This window comes from Pseudoalteromonas sp. TAB23, from assembly GCF_000498075.1.
Lineage (GTDB): Bacteria > Pseudomonadota > Gammaproteobacteria > Enterobacterales > Alteromonadaceae > Pseudoalteromonas > Pseudoalteromonas arctica.
Map to the genome: position 1 here is coordinate 33719 of NZ_AUTP01000229.1, position 17178 is coordinate 50896.

Consider the following 17178-nt stretch of genomic DNA (forward strand, 5'->3'; position numbering starts at 1 on the left):
CTCCTAACATTAAAAATGTACGTAATAACCTAATTGTAATTGTGTATCTGAGTTACCCACTTTATTACTACTTTGGTAACCCAGCTGTAATTTAAATAAATCATCGCCCAGTACAGACCAACCAGCGCCACTTGAAACTGATACATCTACTGTATCGTTAAGTGTTTGATAGCCAGTACTTATATCAAATAACCATGAAGGGCTTGCGCCTAAATAAGGAGGTTCTAAAGAACCAGTTGAAGCAAATGAGGTCCCTAGTGCAAAACGTCTAAATGGTTGAAGGTCAACTCTTAGAGGTCTTGATTCTGTATTTATCAATGCATTTACACGTTCAAAGTCTTGCCATTGCGCACTAAAATAAGCGTTCCAAATTGGGCGGTCTTTTAAAATGCTGTATTGGTAACGTGCATTATATTCTTGGCCATTTATAAGTGAGCTGCCATCGCTTCTTCGAGAAAAAGACATTGCTGCTGCTGATAGCTGTACGTTTTGTCTACCATCAATATTGTAGTTAACATAGGCCGTGGCTTTATCTAGCTGAGCATAGCTAAGTAGCGCTTCTGATTGGCGGTTTTCAACATTATATTCAAGCTTTAAACCTACCTGTGTACGCGAATCCCATTGATAACGAGAGTCCAAGCTAAAACCTTGACGGCTAACTAAGCTGCCTTGGTGAGAATCTATTTTTGCATCAAAATACCAACGACCAAATGTCATCTTATCTTCTATCGCAAACAGTAATCCGTTGTTATCAAGATTTTGCTGATTACTTAAACTTAATTTCCATTGCCCATTAGCATAAGGAAAATAAACGTTTACATCGTACTGGCTACTGTTTAAACCAGCCTCTGGCGATAGGTTTATTTCAAGCGCTCTAAAATAGGATGTGCGTGCATTTCTGAGTAAACTCAATTGCGATTCATTTGGTTCGCTAGTGAGTTCTTCGTACCAACGTTGCATGGTGGCATAGGGTTGTTTTAAATAGAGTAGGGCGTTTAGCTCATCTAATTTGCTTAGTGAACCTTCAGCTATAAGCTGTTTCGCTTTATTAAATTCGCCGTTGGTCATATAAAGTTGTAGCTTTTGCCATGGCTCTAATTTTTGTGCAGCCCTGCGCGCTAACCACCAGTTTGTTTGAGGTTCACCAATAGTGTCGGGGGCAAGTTCTTCCATTGTGTTTAATTGCATTAAATGAGGAACAGCCATCGCGCCCGCCCAGCGGAACATTAGGCCTCTGTATGCATATTTATCTTTAGGTAAGTGTTGCAGTAAATAGTGATTAAGTTCAGCAGCATTTGCATAGTAGCCAAGTTGTTTCATTACATCGGCTAAGTTAACCAGTGTTGTTAAGTCACTTGGATCTGCAATGGCCAATTTACGCAAATAAAAGTAAGCACTGTTATATGACTTCTCGTGAATAGATAAGCTTGCTAATAGCTGGGTCCACGCATAGGAAGGATCGCTTTGAGAATAGCGAGCTAAAATGCGGCTAATCATCACGGTGTCGTGCATTTGCAGCGCTAACCAACCTTGTGCAAGCACAACATCAGAGTCATATTCACTTAATTTAGCGGCGCGGTTTAAAGTTGTATAAGCTGAATTTAAATCACTTTGGTTTTGATACCAATTTGATAGAATTAACCAAGCAGGGTAGAGGGCTTTATTGTAGCGCTGCTTATCAAGTTCAGCATGAATACGTGCAACTGATTTAGCATCATTTACTTGTGTACTTAATAATGCAATTTGAATCAATTGACGGTCAGTTTGCGACTCGCTTTTCCATAAATAATCAAGAAGCTCCTGAGGCCGACCTTCAAAGCGTAATTGTTGGTAGTGCAGCATGTCGCCTACGCTTAAAGGGCTTATTTGTTGTAACTGCTCTAATGCATATAGCTCATGAGCTTTGTCTTGGACTCGCATTGCCATGTCTACATTGGCACTCCAAAACTCATCGTCAGAACTTTCATGTTTGTTTTTTAGTACTTGCAGAGCTGTAGAAAAGTCATCTTCTAGCCAAAATGCGCGGGCAATCCAAAGTAAATCTTCTTCATTTTTAGGCCCTTTATATGTAGGCCACAAAGCTCTTAATGCTTTTAAATTACCAGTATCGTGAAGTACTTTTGCTTTCCAATATTGTGATAACGCACTTTTACCATTTATTTGCTCAAAGCGTTCAATATTATTTAACTCTTGCTTTGTGTTACCAATAAATTCGTTAGCTTGCATCCAATTAGCAAAGCCATTTCCTTTTAGATTTCTATTTTGGGCTTTATATTCGTATATATCATTAGCATCTTGGTATAAATATAAAGCGGTGGCATCGTTAATACTATTGGTAAGCATCGCAGGGGTTACGGCTTTGTTAGACATTAGCCATTTAAACTCTCGGAGTGCCTCTTTAGGCTTGTTTTGCCAGCGCTTTATCTTCCAATTTAATAAATGTAGCTCTTTGTCATCTGGGCTTTGTAGTAATAGCTTTGCAAGTAATTGCTCAGCCCCTTTTGCATTTCCATTTGCTAAACGCAGGTGCATTGCTTGTGTTAAGTACTCGCTGTTATTTGGATCGGTCTTTAATAAGCTTTCAATAGCTTGAGCTGCATCTTCTGTGTTGCCAGCCAAGTTTGCTAAATAAAGGGTGCGTTTAACATCGGCTTTGTCACCGTAGGTGTTCCACCATGCATAAGCTTGAATCGGATTATTTGCGCCAAGTGCAGTTTCAATCGCTTTAGCTGCAATGTCAGCATTTATATTTGTTTTATAAATAGCGAATGCTTTGTCAGGTTCCCCTGCGCTTAACCAGTAATCGGCTGCAAGGAGTGGCTGATTATTTTTTTGATAATACTGAGCAACTTTTGCGTTTAACCCAACGGCTTTTGCAATTGTCAGTATTTGTTCGTTCCAATTTTTATGAGCTCCTATTTTTAAAGATAGCTCTTCAAAGCGGTCGTCAACTTTAGCACCACTTGCTAGCCATAATGAGTAAAGCAACTTTATTTCAAGTGTTGCTTTGCGCTCGCCCCTAGGTAGCTTTTCAAGCTCGTTAGTGGCTTGTGAATACTCACTAAGCCCTATATGTAGCTCAACCAATTTAGCGCGAAGCTTTTCGTTGTCGGGCTCTGTATTGAGCGCTGCATTAAGGTACGATTTTTCAAAGGTATAATCTTGTGAAAGTGCATCATCTTCAAAAAATAAGGTATGGGGAAATAACGCATAAAGTGCAAAACAACTTACAGCTAGTATCGCTAATATTGTTTTTATAGAAATTAACTGAGGGCGCTTTTTAGTATTCATTATAGAGCAGATCCGTTGCAGTTAAGGTAACCATAAAAGTCACCTGTAGGTATTTTAAAATGTGTTAATTTACCCCGATTAATACCTTTGAAGCGCTCACCCAAATTAGATACAAATTCGCAAGAACGTGCATTAATTAAATCAAGTGAAGCGGGCACCCATGCTTTAAAACTAACCGGTCCGTTAACTTGCCAGTTATTAATAACAACATTTGCAGATGCTAAATAAGGTTTTTTACTATTTTGGCTATGATCAAAGCTAAGGCGAGCTATGTTATTTATAATATGTATGTAGTCACCTTTTTCAGTTACACCAGATACTCCTTCACTTTGAGCTATGTTTGGCACATCAAAATCGCTAGGTATGCGCAGAGTACGAATGTACTTTGAGCTAAATAACCATTCATTATTACTGTTTTTAGCAAGTGCAGAAAAGTAAAAATCTTTTGCTACTTTTGCATAGTGGCTTAAATGCACCGGTGTATTTGGCCTTGCTAAAACATAATCAATGTTGTGTTTAAGAGCGTCTAAGCCCGCAAGAACTTCACCTGAATAAAAGTGATAATAAATAGTGTAAGGTTTTAACCTATATGGCTTTTCTGTTATTTCGAATGTTTCGGTTAAGCGTCTAAAGCCGTAATAAGGGCCATGCCATAAGTTTGTGTAAACATTTTCATTTAATATGGGGGCGTAAATTTGATACAGCAAATCTCTTTCAGGGCGACCGATAGGGGAGATGTGAGAAAGGCTTGGGTTATCAGCATTTACATCAGTATTACCGCCATTGACATTTAATACGCCAGCGTCACGAGCAAGTTCAAGTGCTTTTGGGCCAGGTGTTGCATCACCAGACCATAGCATCATTACTGTTTTTTTATTTTTAGGTGTGAGTTTTTCATCAATGTACTTTATCGAGTCTGTAATTTCTTTTTTAAGGCTAATTGTGTTGTAGCCAGGCACGTCTAGATGAAAACCGTAATCTGTGTCGTCTTCATCTATTTTTTTTCGCCCAGATAGTGCTGTCCAAAAATAGGGATGACTATAAGTGTGTGAAGCAACTTCTACGTAAGGCAGGTTAAAAATACTACGCGCAATGCCTTCGAGTTTGGTACTTTGTTTAGAATGAATACCGCCTTCTTCAATATCAGCTTGGATCACAGATGACGTTAAAGGCAGTTTGTAGTGTTTAATTATTTCATCTCGAATTACTTCTGCTGAATAAGGCTTACCTGCGTAGTGGGCAACACTTGTAAATCCATCTCCATCGATATGCAGCGTAAGCATTCGCCTGCCACTTTCGGTGGTTGTATCTGGCACTAATATAGGTGGTAGTCCCATAGCCTGAGTTAGTAGTGTACGCGGATCAATAACCCATTTGCTGCCTTCCATCGGAAATGCATCAATTAGCCAAGGAGCAACTACTACTGCACCATATTTAGTTTTAGCAGCTTGTATAACTATTGTGTCATCCGATGATTTTATTGTAATTAAAGGAGTCGCATCAGTTGCTAATTTGAGTAAGTATGGTTTAACAATAGGGGGAGGTGTTGTGGATTCTCCTTTGAGCCAAGGTGCAAAGCTATCTTGTTTATATGGACCTTCAGGCAGTGTGTTTAACGACTCAATACCCAAGCTTAATAATAATTTAGTTGATTGTGGTAACTCGCCTAAAATAAGCTCTGGCACCACACCTAAATTAGCTTCAAGCCAATTATTAAGTGTTGGTGTGTAAAATGCGTCGCTTGAGGTCCACGAAATAATACCAGCATGTAAGCTAGGATCAACTAAAGGTAAATCGCGCTTTGCCATATCTATGTAATCAGGTATATACCCCAAATACTCAATCATGGTCGCAAGCTTTAAATGTACGGTAGTGTAAATGAGTGGCTTTACGTTACTGTTGTACGGAATTAGGATGCGCCTAGGCACCGGTGTAATTGATGATGTTCCCCATGTTTGTAAGTGCCCATCAGTTACCCAAGGAGTAAAACCTGCCTGTTTTATTTTTTGCGCCATAGCAAGACGGTTGTCAGGCTGTGCATAATCAATAACTTGGACGTTGAGGCCTAAGTCTTGTGCTGTTTTTAATTGTGCGCTTAGCCAATCTTGGTCGTTTTTGTTGGTCAGTTTATAGCTATTATCGGTCGGATTAAAGTGGCTATACAAACCCTCAGCAACTAAGTCTTTGGCTAAATTAGCGAGTTTAGGTAATAACTCAAAGCCCCGGTTAAGAATAAGGTGCTTATCAAAAGTCTCAGATAGTGAGCTTATTATGGTGACTAACCCAGCTTGTTGATCGGGTTTACTGTGTGTAGCATCTAATAGCTGATAGCTATCAAGGGTATCTAAAAATAAGCCGCTAAAGCCACGTGCTTTTAAAGTAGCTGCGTTATTTTGCACATGTTGTTGCCAATGCGTAGATGTTAAATCGGCAATGTGACTATTCCAGTTAGGGTTAACTGCGAGTGAAGACTCACTTTCAATGAACGACTCACCAACACTTAAATAAGCATAAACAGCTATGTTACGCTGTTTAAACCAATTGAGTTCGTGCTCAGTCACAAGGTCAGGCTGGACTACAACGCGAGAATAAAAGGTCATTTCGGCTAGAGGCATAGGGGATGAGTAGTAAAAAGCTATACTATTATTTACAGGTTTTGCGAATGCGTGAGCCGACACTAAAAGTGCAAGGTATAAAATATACTTCATTAATAATTCATTTTTATTAGATTATAACTGTGACTCAAAGTGATGTGTTCCGATTTAATGCTAATTGTTTAGTATTAGGAATATAGGACTATTATATGTTAATGAAAGATTGATCTCTACATGTAAATTCAACCTTATACTCAATAGGTTAAATTTACATGTAGGTTTGATTAACTCACAGCAGTAAAACTTATTGGTTTGCCACTCGAGTTATTAAGATCAACCTATAAACCTATACTTAGAAAAACGATAAAAGAGTGCATCAATATATTAACTATAATAAGAGTATAGTTTTTTATTGCTCACCATCATGCAGCTATTTTACATTTTAAGTAGCCATAGAATTGTCCTTTTGGCAGACTAAACTGTGTGATATCAGCATTCGATTTACCTCTAAAGCGCTTTCCACCATTAGACACAAACTCACACGAACGACCATTAACTAAATCAATTTTAGCAGGCACCCATGCTTTAAAACTGACAGCTCCATTTACTTGCCAATTATCCATGGAGACATTAGCTGAAGCTAAATAAGGCACATTGTTTTTCTGGCTGTGATCAAAGCTAAGCTTTGCTAGATCATCAGTTATATGAATGTAATCACCTTTTTGAGTGATGCCAGATACACCTGAGCTTTGAACTATATTAGGGATATCAAAATCATTGGGAATACGTAATGCTCGAATGCTTTGAGAGCTAAAAAACCATTCGTTATTGCTGTTTTTAGCAAGAGCTGAAAAATAAAAGTCTTTAGCTATTTTTGCATACTGGCTTAAATGTACTGGCGTATTCGGTCTTGCAAGTACGTAGTCTATGTTGTATTTAAGTGCATCAAGTCCTGCAGGTAATTCACCTGAATAAAAATGAAAGTAAATACTATATTGCTTTAATCTGTATGGCTTTTCTGTAATTTCAAATGTTTCTATTAGGCGTTTAAAACCATAATAAGGGCCATGCCACAAGTTGGTATATACGTTCTCGTTAATAATGGGTGCATAAATTTGGTATAACAAGTCACCTTCAGGTCGACCAATTGGCGAAACATTTGTAAGTGTTGGGTTATCAGCTTTTACTGAAGTATTACCACCATTCACGTTGAGAACGCCAGCTTTTCTTGCTATGGCTAAAGCCTTTGGTCCTGGAACTGCATCGCCGGACCATAGAATTAATACTGTTTTTTTATTCTTTGGCGTCAGTCGTTCATTAATGTATTGAATTGACCCTGAAATTTCTTTTTCTAAATCGACAGAAAGATACCCAGGAATATTTAAATTAAGTCCGTATTTCGTGTCATCTTCATCTATGTTTTGTATTCCTGATAGTACTTTCCAAAAGTAAGGGTGGCTGTATGTGTGGGATGCAACCTCTACATAAGGTAGTTCAAATATATCTCTTGCAACTTGCTCAAGTTCTTTACTTTGTTTTGAATGTAAGCCGTTAGGTTCTATATCTGCTTGTATTATGGAGGAGGTTAATGGCAATTTGTACCTTTTTATTACCTCATCGCGAATTACTTCTGAGTTGTATGGCTTACCTTTGAAGTGCGCAACGCTACTAAATCCATCGCCATCTATATGCAAAGTTAACATACGCCTTCCGCTTAGAGTCGTTGTATCAGGAGCTAATATTGTGGGTAAATTTAGTACTTTATTTAACAAGTTCTTAGGGTCGATCACCCATTTACTGCCTTCCAGTGGTAAATTATCAATTAGCCAAGGGGCTACTATTATGCCACCCAGTTTAGTCTTACTTCCTTGCGCTAAGGTTTTGCCGTTTGCTGAAGTAATGCTAATTAACGCTGTGGCGTCTGAGGTTAATTTAAGAAAGTTTGGTCTGATTATTACAGGTGATTTTGTAGTTTCACCTTTTAGCCAATCAGCAAAGTATTCAACTTTATAAGGTCCAGCTTGCGCAACATTTATATTTTCTACGCCTAAACTAACTAGTAATTTATTTGATTGAGGTAATTCTCCTAATATAAGTTCAGGTACTATTCCTAAACCTTCTTCTAGCCATTTAATAATCTCAGTACTATAAAATATATTATTAGTAGTCCAAGAAATAATGCCGGCATGTAAACTCGGATCTATTTTAGGTAACCTTTCTTTAGCTATGTCTACATAATCAGGAATATACCCTAAGTATTCTATGATTGTAGCAAGCTTTGAATGAACGGATTTTTTAACTAATGGTGAAATATCGCTATTATAAGGGATTAATATTCGCCTTGGCACCGGTGTTATTGATGATGTACCCCATGTTTGCAAGTGGCCATCTGTCACCCATGGATTAAAACCTGCGTTTATAATCTTTTGTGCCATAGCGAGTCGGTCATCGGGCTTTGCATAATCAATAATTTGGACGTTGAGGCCTAAGTTTTGTGCTTTTTTTAATTGTGCGCTTAGCCAATCTTGGTCGTTTTTATTAGTTAGTTTATAGCTATTGTCGTTTGGGTTGAAGTGGCTATACAACCCCTCAGCAACTAAGTCTTTGGCTAAATTAGCGAGTTTAGGCAATAACTCAAAGCCCCGGTTAAGAATAAGGTGCTTATCAAAAGTCTCAGATAGTGAGCTTATTATGGTAGCTAACCCAGCTTGTTGATCTGATTTGCTGTGTTTAGCATCTAATAGCTGATAGCTATCTAGGGTATCTAAAAATAAGCCGCTAAAGCCGCGTGCTTTTAATGCCACAGCGCTACTTTTAATATGTTGTTGCCAATGTGCTGATGCTAAATCGGCAATATGGCTATTCCAATTGGGGTTTATACTAAGTGATGACTTATTTTTATTAAAGGACTCGCCCACACTTAAATAAGCATAAACAGCAATATTACGCTGTTTAAACCAATTAAGTTCGTGCTCAGTGACGTGTTCTGGCTGAACTACAACGCGAGAATAAAAAGTCATTTCGGCTAGAGGCATAGGGGATGAGTAGTAAAATGCAACACTATTATTTACAGGCTTTGCAAATACTTGACTAGAGATTAAAAGCACGAGGTATAAAATATATTTCATTAGTAATTCATTTTTATTTATTCATAACAGTGGCTCAAAACAATATGTTTTAATCTATCTGGTTATTTGTTCCTAGGGAGATAGGGTTATTTTATGTTAATGAAAAATTAATTTCTACTTGTTGATTTAACCTTGAGGTCAATATTTATACTCACTTGCTAAATGATCTAACTTGCTACAAGTAAAACTAATTAACCTAAAATACAGGCAGTAAATCTACATGAATACTATTCTATCAATAGTGTTTTAAATAACGGACAAATGTTGGATAAATTATTTTTTGATTAAGACTAAGGTCTCTGCGTTATTGGTGTCTAAAAACCCTGGTTGGGACTATAATATGGCTAAGCTGACCTCTTAAAACTTGGTCCTACTGATTTTATTTATGCTTTTCTTATATGAGTTAAAAGCGATATAAATGAGCGAAGTTATTTTTGGGCAAATAAGTAAAACTGCAAACTATATTGGTTTTGCTAGATTTTAGTTGTTGCTGCATATACGCCTTTATTTACCCGGAGAACAAATGAGTAATTTAAGCTTGAAAAACAAACTGTTGTTATTAGCTATATTGCCCTTAATGCTACTTTTGATTAGCTTGATGCTGAGTTCTTATTATTTAGAGAATAAAAATCAGCAACAAAATTTTGAAGCATTTCAAACTAAACTAATAAGTGACAAACAAACGTTGCTAAGCACCGAGGTGGAAATTGCCAGTAAAATTGTTCGCTATCAAATAGCAAATGGCTCTGAGCAAGATGCTAAAAACGCTTTAAGAGATTTAACATTTGGTCAAGGTGGTTACTTTTTTATATACGACACAAATGGCGTTAGTGTTTTTCATGCATTATTAGGTGATGCTATTGAAGGGCAAAACAAAATAGGGATGACTGACCCTAACGGTAAAAAAATAATAGTGGGCTTACTAGATCAAGCTAGAAAAGGCGGTGGCGCTTTTAACTATCATTTTCAAAAACCAAATACCACAGGCTTAGTTGAAAAAATGGGCTATGCAGCAATGATCCCAGGTACAAACTGGATGATTGGTACTGGCGCATATATGGATGATATAGACGCAGAACTACTTAAATATCAAACAGCAATGCAAGAGCACATGAATGATAAGGTAATGACCTTATTGCTAATTGCTTTATTTTGGGTTGTGTTAACTATTATATGTGCGTTAGTTGCCGCAAATACAATGGTAAAACCAATACAGCGCATGGCGCAAAGCCTTGACGACATTGCTAAAGGTGAAGGCGATTTAACCAAACGTTTAGATATTGATACTAACGATGAAATAGGCCAACTTGGCGAAGCATTTAATATGTTTGTAAGTAAGCTACATGGCATTATTGCCAATGTGGTTGATGTAACACACGATGTAAAAACAGCCTCTAGTGATATAAATACACAAACACGATTAATTGAAGACAAGCTACTTAATCACAATCATGAAACAGACCTTGTTGCGACGGCTATTACCGAAATGTCGGCTACTTCTCATGAGGTGGCTCAAAATACGAATCAAGTGGCAGAGTCAACCCAAGCGGCAACGCAAGAAGTTGCTAAAGCTCAAGAGTGTGTTGATATTTCACTCAGTGAGGTGTCTAACCTAATGGGCGAGATAAACCTAGCCGCAGAACAAGTTGATTCACTCAGTGATCAATCTAAAAAGATTAATAGTGTACTAAGCGTAATTGGTGGAATTGCCGAGCAAACAAATTTACTTGCACTTAATGCTGCAATAGAAGCTGCACGAGCAGGTGAGCAAGGGCGAGGGTTTGCTGTTGTTGCTGATGAGGTAAGAAGCTTAGCAAGTCGTACTCAAGTTAGCACATTAGAGATTAGTGAAATGTTGAGTGAGCTACATAATTTAGTATCGGATGNTGTAGCCGCAATGCAAGCGAGTCAGAATAGTTGTAATCGCTCAGTAGAATCGTCTCGTGCTATTTCAGAAAGTTTAGGTGCGGTAACAACCTCAGTTAGATCAATTAACGACATGAGTACGCAAATTGCGACAGCGGCGCTGGAGCAAAGTAGCGTTACAGAAGAAATAAACCGTAATGTATTTGCCATTCAAGAAATCGTTAATGAACTAACTATTTCAAGCAAAACTACCTCTTCGGTAGGCCAGCATTTAGCTGCGCGTGGTGAAAACTTAGGCCAGCTTGTTGGCCAGTTTAAAATTTAACAAAGTTTAAAGCTTTACAGTAAAAGCCGCTAATAGCGGCTTTATTTTTGTGGCTTAGTTTTAGCTGCTTAGTTTTTATAAAAATTATTGAATTTTTTGTATGTGTTAAGGTCTATCAGCATGCAAATATACCTATACAGTGGAATAGCCATGCAAAACATGCCATCAATTAAACGTTGTACTCGAGAAGAGTTAGCGCCAGAGCAAGACTTGGGGCGTTTAGTGTCTTTTTTACGCTCGAGATTAGCCATTCATGTTGATGCCAAGTTACTTCCTATGGACTTAACTTCAGCGCAATATATTGTGGTTGTACTACTTGCGAGAGAGTCGGTTAATACGCTTGCAGGACTTTGCGAGTATATGGTTTATGATCGTGGCGCTATGAGCCGCTTACTAAACCGACTTGAAGAAAAAGGACTCATTATTAAAACGCAATGTGAGCTTGATAAGCGCTCAACTATTTTGTGTTTAAGTGAAAAAGGTAAAGCTCTTTGTCCAGAAATAATGCCTGTAGTAAACGAAGTCTATGCTCAAGCATTAAATGGTTTTTCAGAGCCAGAAAAAAATCAAATAATAGACTTATTATTTAAAGCTATAAATAATCTAGATACATTACCCGAAATTCCCCCCACAAATAGATTATCAATAAAATAGCGATACTGTTTCAACAGAAAGTTAGCGTGCTAATTAGTTGATCTGATTGTGCGTAGAATCTAACTTTGATAATATAGTTGCCTAGGCAATTAAAGTTATCATCTTGTTAGGTTTGTTATGATTGAAAATAATTTGTTAGTACAATTACAGCAGCAATATCCAGAACATACTTTTATGCAACATCACTTAAGTGTTGTCCATAAGGGACGTTTTGCTAACGCGATTGTGTATCGATATAAAGATAATGAATTTGATTTAATTGTTAAAGATTTTAGCCAAAGCCCGTTATTTATCCGCAAAACATTTGCGCGACTATCGGTAAATCAAGAGTATAAAGGGTTGAGCCGTTTAGCAGAGCTTGATGCAGTTGCTAACCGCTTTTGTAGATTGTCGCCGATAGCGGTTGCTTATAACTATATTGAAGGCACGCCACTGCGCGCTTTAATTCATGAAGATAAAACGCTACCAGTAAGCTTTTTTAGCGAGCTTGAGCGTCAAGTAGCAAAAATGCATCGTAAAGGCATCGTGCATTTAGACTTGCGTAATATGGGTAACATTTTATGTGGCGCAGACGGTAAACCTTATTTTATTGATTTTCAGTCCACTATTAGCTTTTCACGTTTTCCGCGCTGGTTGCAACGCTTTATGCGAGGGTCTGACATGTCAGGTGTATATAAAGCATGGAATAAATTGGGTGAGCAACCTCTACCACAAAAAAAGCAAGACTATTTAGAGCGCTTTAATCACGTGCGTAAACGCTGGATTTTTAAAGGTTACCCAATACAGCGTGGCTATGCGTGGGGCGCTGCACTTATTACTCAATTTGTAGATTCAGACTTAGTACGAAATATTACTGATAGACTTTAATTTAAAGCACAAACCGTAATTTAAAAACACCTAATTCATTGTGTGATTTTGCCCATATTAGCCTAGCTAATATGGGATTTTTTTTATTATAAGTAATCCCTTTGGTTTGCTTACTTGTTGTTTAATCCCTCAAAAACAATTCCTTTTACTGTTTTTTTAATTTTTTAAAATAAATATTAGTACTGCATTTAGTTTGCCCATACAATGCGCAAAAATAGCCTGCGCATGCTTAATAAGTTCACGTTTTTTCTGCAATTTTTTATTGTTCAAGTAAACTGTGAGTAATGTACGCTTTTAAATTTAAGGTTTTAAGATGATTGAGTATCCGGTAGACCAACTTCCACAACTCATAAATGATTTACTGCAATGCGATACAACAGAACGTAAAAATAAATTATTAGCAGATGCGCAGTTAACGCTTTCTACAGAGCACCTGTCATTACTTTTTGAGGCGATACCAAAAGAACAACGACTTGAAATTTGGCAGTTACTTGACGAAGACACGCAACACGAAATTTTTGTTAATTTAAGTGAAGACAGTTGTCTGTGGTTACTGCAAACACTAGAAGACACCGAGGCTTTTAAGCTTCTTGATGAAGTTAATGTAGAAGAACTACTGGAACTTGAAGAAGTTATACCAGAGCGATTTGTTGAGTATGCAAAAAAGCAACTCGATGAAGCGCAAACCAAACAATATGATTTAGCGCAGCAATACCCGCCAGAACAACTTGGTCACTGGTTAGGTTTTGACTTTTTAAAAGTATCAGAGAAGCTAACTGCCGGTGGCGCTAAAAAATTGCTACATAAAGGTTTACCGCAATACAGTGAAGTTATTTATTTAGTAAGCCGCAAGGGTAGTTTAATAGGTGAGGTTGCGGTAAATGATTTAATAAAAGCCAGCGACACCGATAACTTAATGACATTGGCAAATCATGACTTTTCATCGCTCCATGCTGATGATGATTTATATGAAGCAGCAGAAGTGGTGATCCACAGTGAAAAAATGGCACTGCCAGTGGTTAATGCTGATAACAAATTACTTGGGCGATTAACCATTGCCTCAGCGTATGAATTACGCCAAGAAATTGCTGATGAAGCAGCCGCTAAAGCCGGTGGTTTACGTGAAGACGAAGACCTGTTCGCAAGTGTGCGAAAAAGTGCTAAAAACCGTGGTATATGGTTAGGTATTAACTTAGCTACTGCCTTTTTAGCGTCCTGGTTCATCGGTTTATTTGGCGCAACTATAGAACAGGTTGTAGCACTAGCTGTATTAATGCCAGTGGTTGCTTCTATGGGCGGGATCGCAGGTAGTCAAACATTAACCGTTATTGTGCGTGGTTTAGCGCTCGGACAGGTTACAGATTCAAACCGCAATGCGTTACTTAAAAAAGAGCTACGTGTTGGCGCTGTAAATGGCTTGGTATGGGCGTTTGTAATAGGTCTGCTTACCTTCTTATGGTTTAACGATTTAATGCTCAGTATTACGATTACGGTAGCCATATTATTGAATTTAGTCGCTGCGTCACTAGCGGGTGTTGTTATTCCGTCTATTTTAGACAAAATGAAAATTGATCCTGCGTTATCTGGCTCGGTAATTTTAACTACCGTTACCGATATTGTTGGGTTTGTTACCTTTTTAGGTTTAGGCAGTTTATTGCTTTTATAAGCCTTATACCAATTCGCTTAATTAAGTGATCTATCTTGAGGGAAAAAAATCGTGTCGATAACAAGGCAAAAATTTTGTTATTTAGTTGTTCTCGGCAATTGCTCCTGCATTGCTCTACCTCCTGCATCCATGCAGTTGTATATCAGAAATTTTTAACGTAATTAGCGTCAGATCTAACCCCTCAAATTGATTAAGTATTATTGCGGATTGGTATTACTAACAGGAAAATACAATGACCTTTGAAGTCATGATTTGGTGTGCAATTGCTTTGTGTATTTCACAATCGGCAATATTTTCGGGCTTAAACTTAGCGTTTTTTTCACTAAGTAGGCTTCAGCTCGAAATGGAAAGTGCAAAAGGGAACGAGGCGGCCATAAAAGTGATGGCCCTTCGAAACGACTCTAACTTTTTATTATCGACTATTTTGTGGGGCAACGTAGGTATTAACGTACTACTTACACTACTTTCTGATTCGGTATTAATGGGCGCAAGTTCGTTTTTATTCTCAACTATCGCGATTACTATTATTGGTGAAATAACACCGCAGGCTTATTTTTCACGTAATGCGCTAAAAATGGCGAGCCTACTTTCGCCGTTAATTAAGTTTTATCAGATTCTGTTTTATATAGTTGCTAAGCCAACGGCTTTAATTCTCGATGCATGGTTAGGTAAAGAGGGGATTACGTACTTTGCTGAAAGTGAGCTCAGAGGTATTATTCGCAAACACATAGAAGCAGAAGAGGCTGATGTTCAGCACGTTGAGGGAATAGGCGCGCTTAACTTTTTTAGCTTAGATGAAATAAGCGTAACCAAAGAGGGGGAGGTAATTGATCCAGACTCTATTATTGCTTTGCCTACTAAGCTTGATTTGCCTATTTTCCCAGACCTTACATTAACGACTGATAATGAGTTTTTACGAAAACTACATAAGTCAGGTTATAACTGGGTGATCATTACCAATGAAGACGGTTGGCCTTTATTAGTGGTAGATGCTGACGGCTTTTTACGTTCAGCCTTGTTTGAACCAGATACGTTCGACCCTTATCATTATTGTCACAGACCTATTATTGTTGCTGATGAGGCGATGCGCCTGAGTGAAGTTATTTTAAAAATACGGGCTAGTCATTCTTTAGATAAATCGTTTGATGGGGCCATTGATCACGATGTGGTGTTAGTGTGGAGTGATGTGAAGCGCATTATTACCGGCGCTGATATATTTGGTCGGTTACTCAAAGGTATGAGTGCACCAAAACTCGAACTGCATGAAAATACAGAAAATAAAAAGCCGCTATAAAGCTGTCTCTTGATCACAAGTCTGACTCAAGAGATTTTGCTAAATCGTAGCCTTCCAGGATGGCTTGTAACTTAAGCCATCCTTGCCATAACACTTTCACAGATGCACGCCCTGTGCGCTTGGTATCTTTCCAGCCTCCTAACTTTGCCAGTTCCTGATACGCCCATGACATATTTGGAGCAGTTTCAGGCAATGGTGTTTTTATTCTCTTTAACCACAATAACTTCCATGCTTTGGGAGATAACAGTTGTTCACAACTTGGAGAATCAGGCTGCTCATTGGTGAACTTTAGTTGCAATATTCGCGTCGCAATAAAGCCATTAATCGTCACCAATCTTTCCATGTTATCTTGGCTTTGAAGGCGTAAACTTTCGATATCCGTGCCATCACTTTTCCAGACTTTATGGTATTCCTCTACAAGCCAACGGTGCTCATAGTAGGTGATGATAGCTAAGGCGTCTTCTTTGCTGGTGACTGGTTCACTGGTTAATAGGTGCCAGCTTAAGCCGTTCTCAGCGTTTCCTCGCTCTGCACAGCCGACATAGTAAACTGGTAGGGAGCGTCCTTTCTTATTGTAAGGCGCTTTGAGTGTCACTGGCGCATAGGTGATATCCAGTGTTGCGCTTCGGGCTTTTCTTCCTCCTTTTTGTGCAATGTGGATGTGTTTGGTGCCTGCACTCATCAGCTCGCTTGCGAACGCATAGAGCTTATCCTCACCTTCTTCAATATGACGACTTTGCATCGAGCGTACGACGAATCGTTGCTGCTCGGTCAGTTTATACTGCAAGTATTCGTAGATGTCCGCTTCGCGGTCACACACCGATATCACGTTCGCCATTTGTCCTTGCAGCCGCTCTGCCATCGCTCGTGACGCTGACTCCCACTTGTAACTTTCTTTTTCTTCGTAAGAAGTCGTCGCGTGTTTTTCTCTTTTTCCAATCGTGTTGATATCACGACTCCAGCGAGACTGTTCAATTAATCCCACAACTTGCTTTGTGTCTGGCGCAAACAGTAATACGCTATGAGCTAACAAGCCTCGTTGTTTTGCTCCTCGTCCGACATGACCCAAATCATCTCGAATGGAGGAATGTTTATAAATTAGTGTGGTCGTGTCTTCTAATGCGAGCAATAAGTTATGACTTTTTGCTTGTTCAACCGTGGCTTTAAAGCCTGACTCTGCTATAGCCGTTGCGTCAATATTCTCGTTGCGAATAAAGCGGTAGGCACCTTCCATATCNGGCGGGGGATTGAGTGATGTTCACAAGTGGTTTTCCTGGTTCATTTGCAAGCGTTGATGCTAACTTTACCAGACGCGCTGTTCTTCTTGGATCACCTAAGTCCGATTTACCGAATTGTTGTTTTGCCCAATGAGTATGTTCGTTAATCATAATGTGCCCTCAAACAAGATTTGAAGATCTGATCATGACATTGAGATTTAGTTCAAAAAAATCCCCGCTAATTTCTTAGCAGGGATTTGTGTATAAGAGACAGCT

8 protein-coding genes and 1 pseudogene are annotated in these 17178 nt (G+C 38.5%); 5 read left to right on the plus strand and 4 right to left on the minus strand.

The genetic code is table 11. From position 1 onward, the window contains the following. Positions 1–9: 9 nt before the first annotated feature. The 3 genes from L654_RS0113665 to L654_RS0113675 form a co-directional block, all read right to left on the minus strand. The gene (locus L654_RS0113665) at positions 10–3291 is read right to left on the minus strand and encodes a tetratricopeptide repeat protein (RefSeq protein ID WP_024608220.1); all 3282 of its coding nucleotides are present in this window, start codon (positions 3289–3291) and stop codon (positions 10–12) included. Continuing rightward, entirely contained in the window at positions 3291–5999 is a 2709-nt protein-coding gene (locus tag L654_RS0113670; RefSeq protein ID WP_024608221.1) for an endo alpha-1,4 polygalactosaminidase, read from the minus strand. The genes L654_RS0113665 and L654_RS0113670 overlap by 1 nt, the downstream gene beginning before the upstream one ends. Before the next feature lie 308 nt (positions 6000–6307). Next, positions 6308–9013 (minus strand): endo alpha-1,4 polygalactosaminidase, encoded by a 2706-nt coding sequence (locus tag L654_RS0113675; RefSeq protein ID WP_024608222.1) that lies wholly within the window; start codon positions 9011–9013, stop codon positions 6308–6310. Between the two features lie 523 nt (positions 9014–9536). Between L654_RS0113675 and L654_RS0113680 the strand changes: the two genes are divergently transcribed. The 5 genes from L654_RS0113680 to L654_RS0113700 all read left to right on the plus strand — a co-directional run bounded on the left by L654_RS0113680 (position 9537) and on the right by L654_RS0113700 (position 15685). Further along, entirely contained in the window at positions 9537–11204 is a 1668-nt protein-coding gene (locus L654_RS0113680; protein WP_024608223.1) for a methyl-accepting chemotaxis protein, read from the plus strand. 120 nt (positions 11205–11324) lie between these two features. Further along, a complete protein-coding gene (locus L654_RS0113685; protein ID WP_225305754.1) occupies positions 11325–11858 on the plus strand; it encodes a MarR family transcriptional regulator in 534 nt (177 codons plus the stop codon). Between the two features lie 117 nt (positions 11859–11975). Then, positions 11976–12725 (plus strand): hypothetical protein, encoded by a 750-nt coding sequence (locus tag L654_RS0113690; RefSeq protein WP_007584826.1) that lies wholly within the window; start codon positions 11976–11978, stop codon positions 12723–12725. A gap of 313 nt (positions 12726–13038) precedes the next feature. Next, entirely contained in the window at positions 13039–14391 is a 1353-nt protein-coding gene (locus L654_RS0113695; RefSeq protein ID WP_007584828.1) for a magnesium transporter, read from the plus strand. Positions 14392–14623: 232 nt separating this feature from the next. Next, complete coding sequence (locus L654_RS0113700; protein ID WP_024608225.1) at positions 14624–15685, plus strand: CNNM domain-containing protein; 1062 nt, start codon at positions 14624–14626, stop codon at positions 15683–15685. Positions 15686–15698: 13 nt separating this feature from the next. Here L654_RS0113700 and L654_RS01000000126090 read toward each other — a convergent pair. Continuing rightward, positions 15699–17073: pseudogene (locus L654_RS01000000126090) on the minus strand (IS4 family transposase). Positions 17074–17178: the final 105 nt, after the last annotated feature.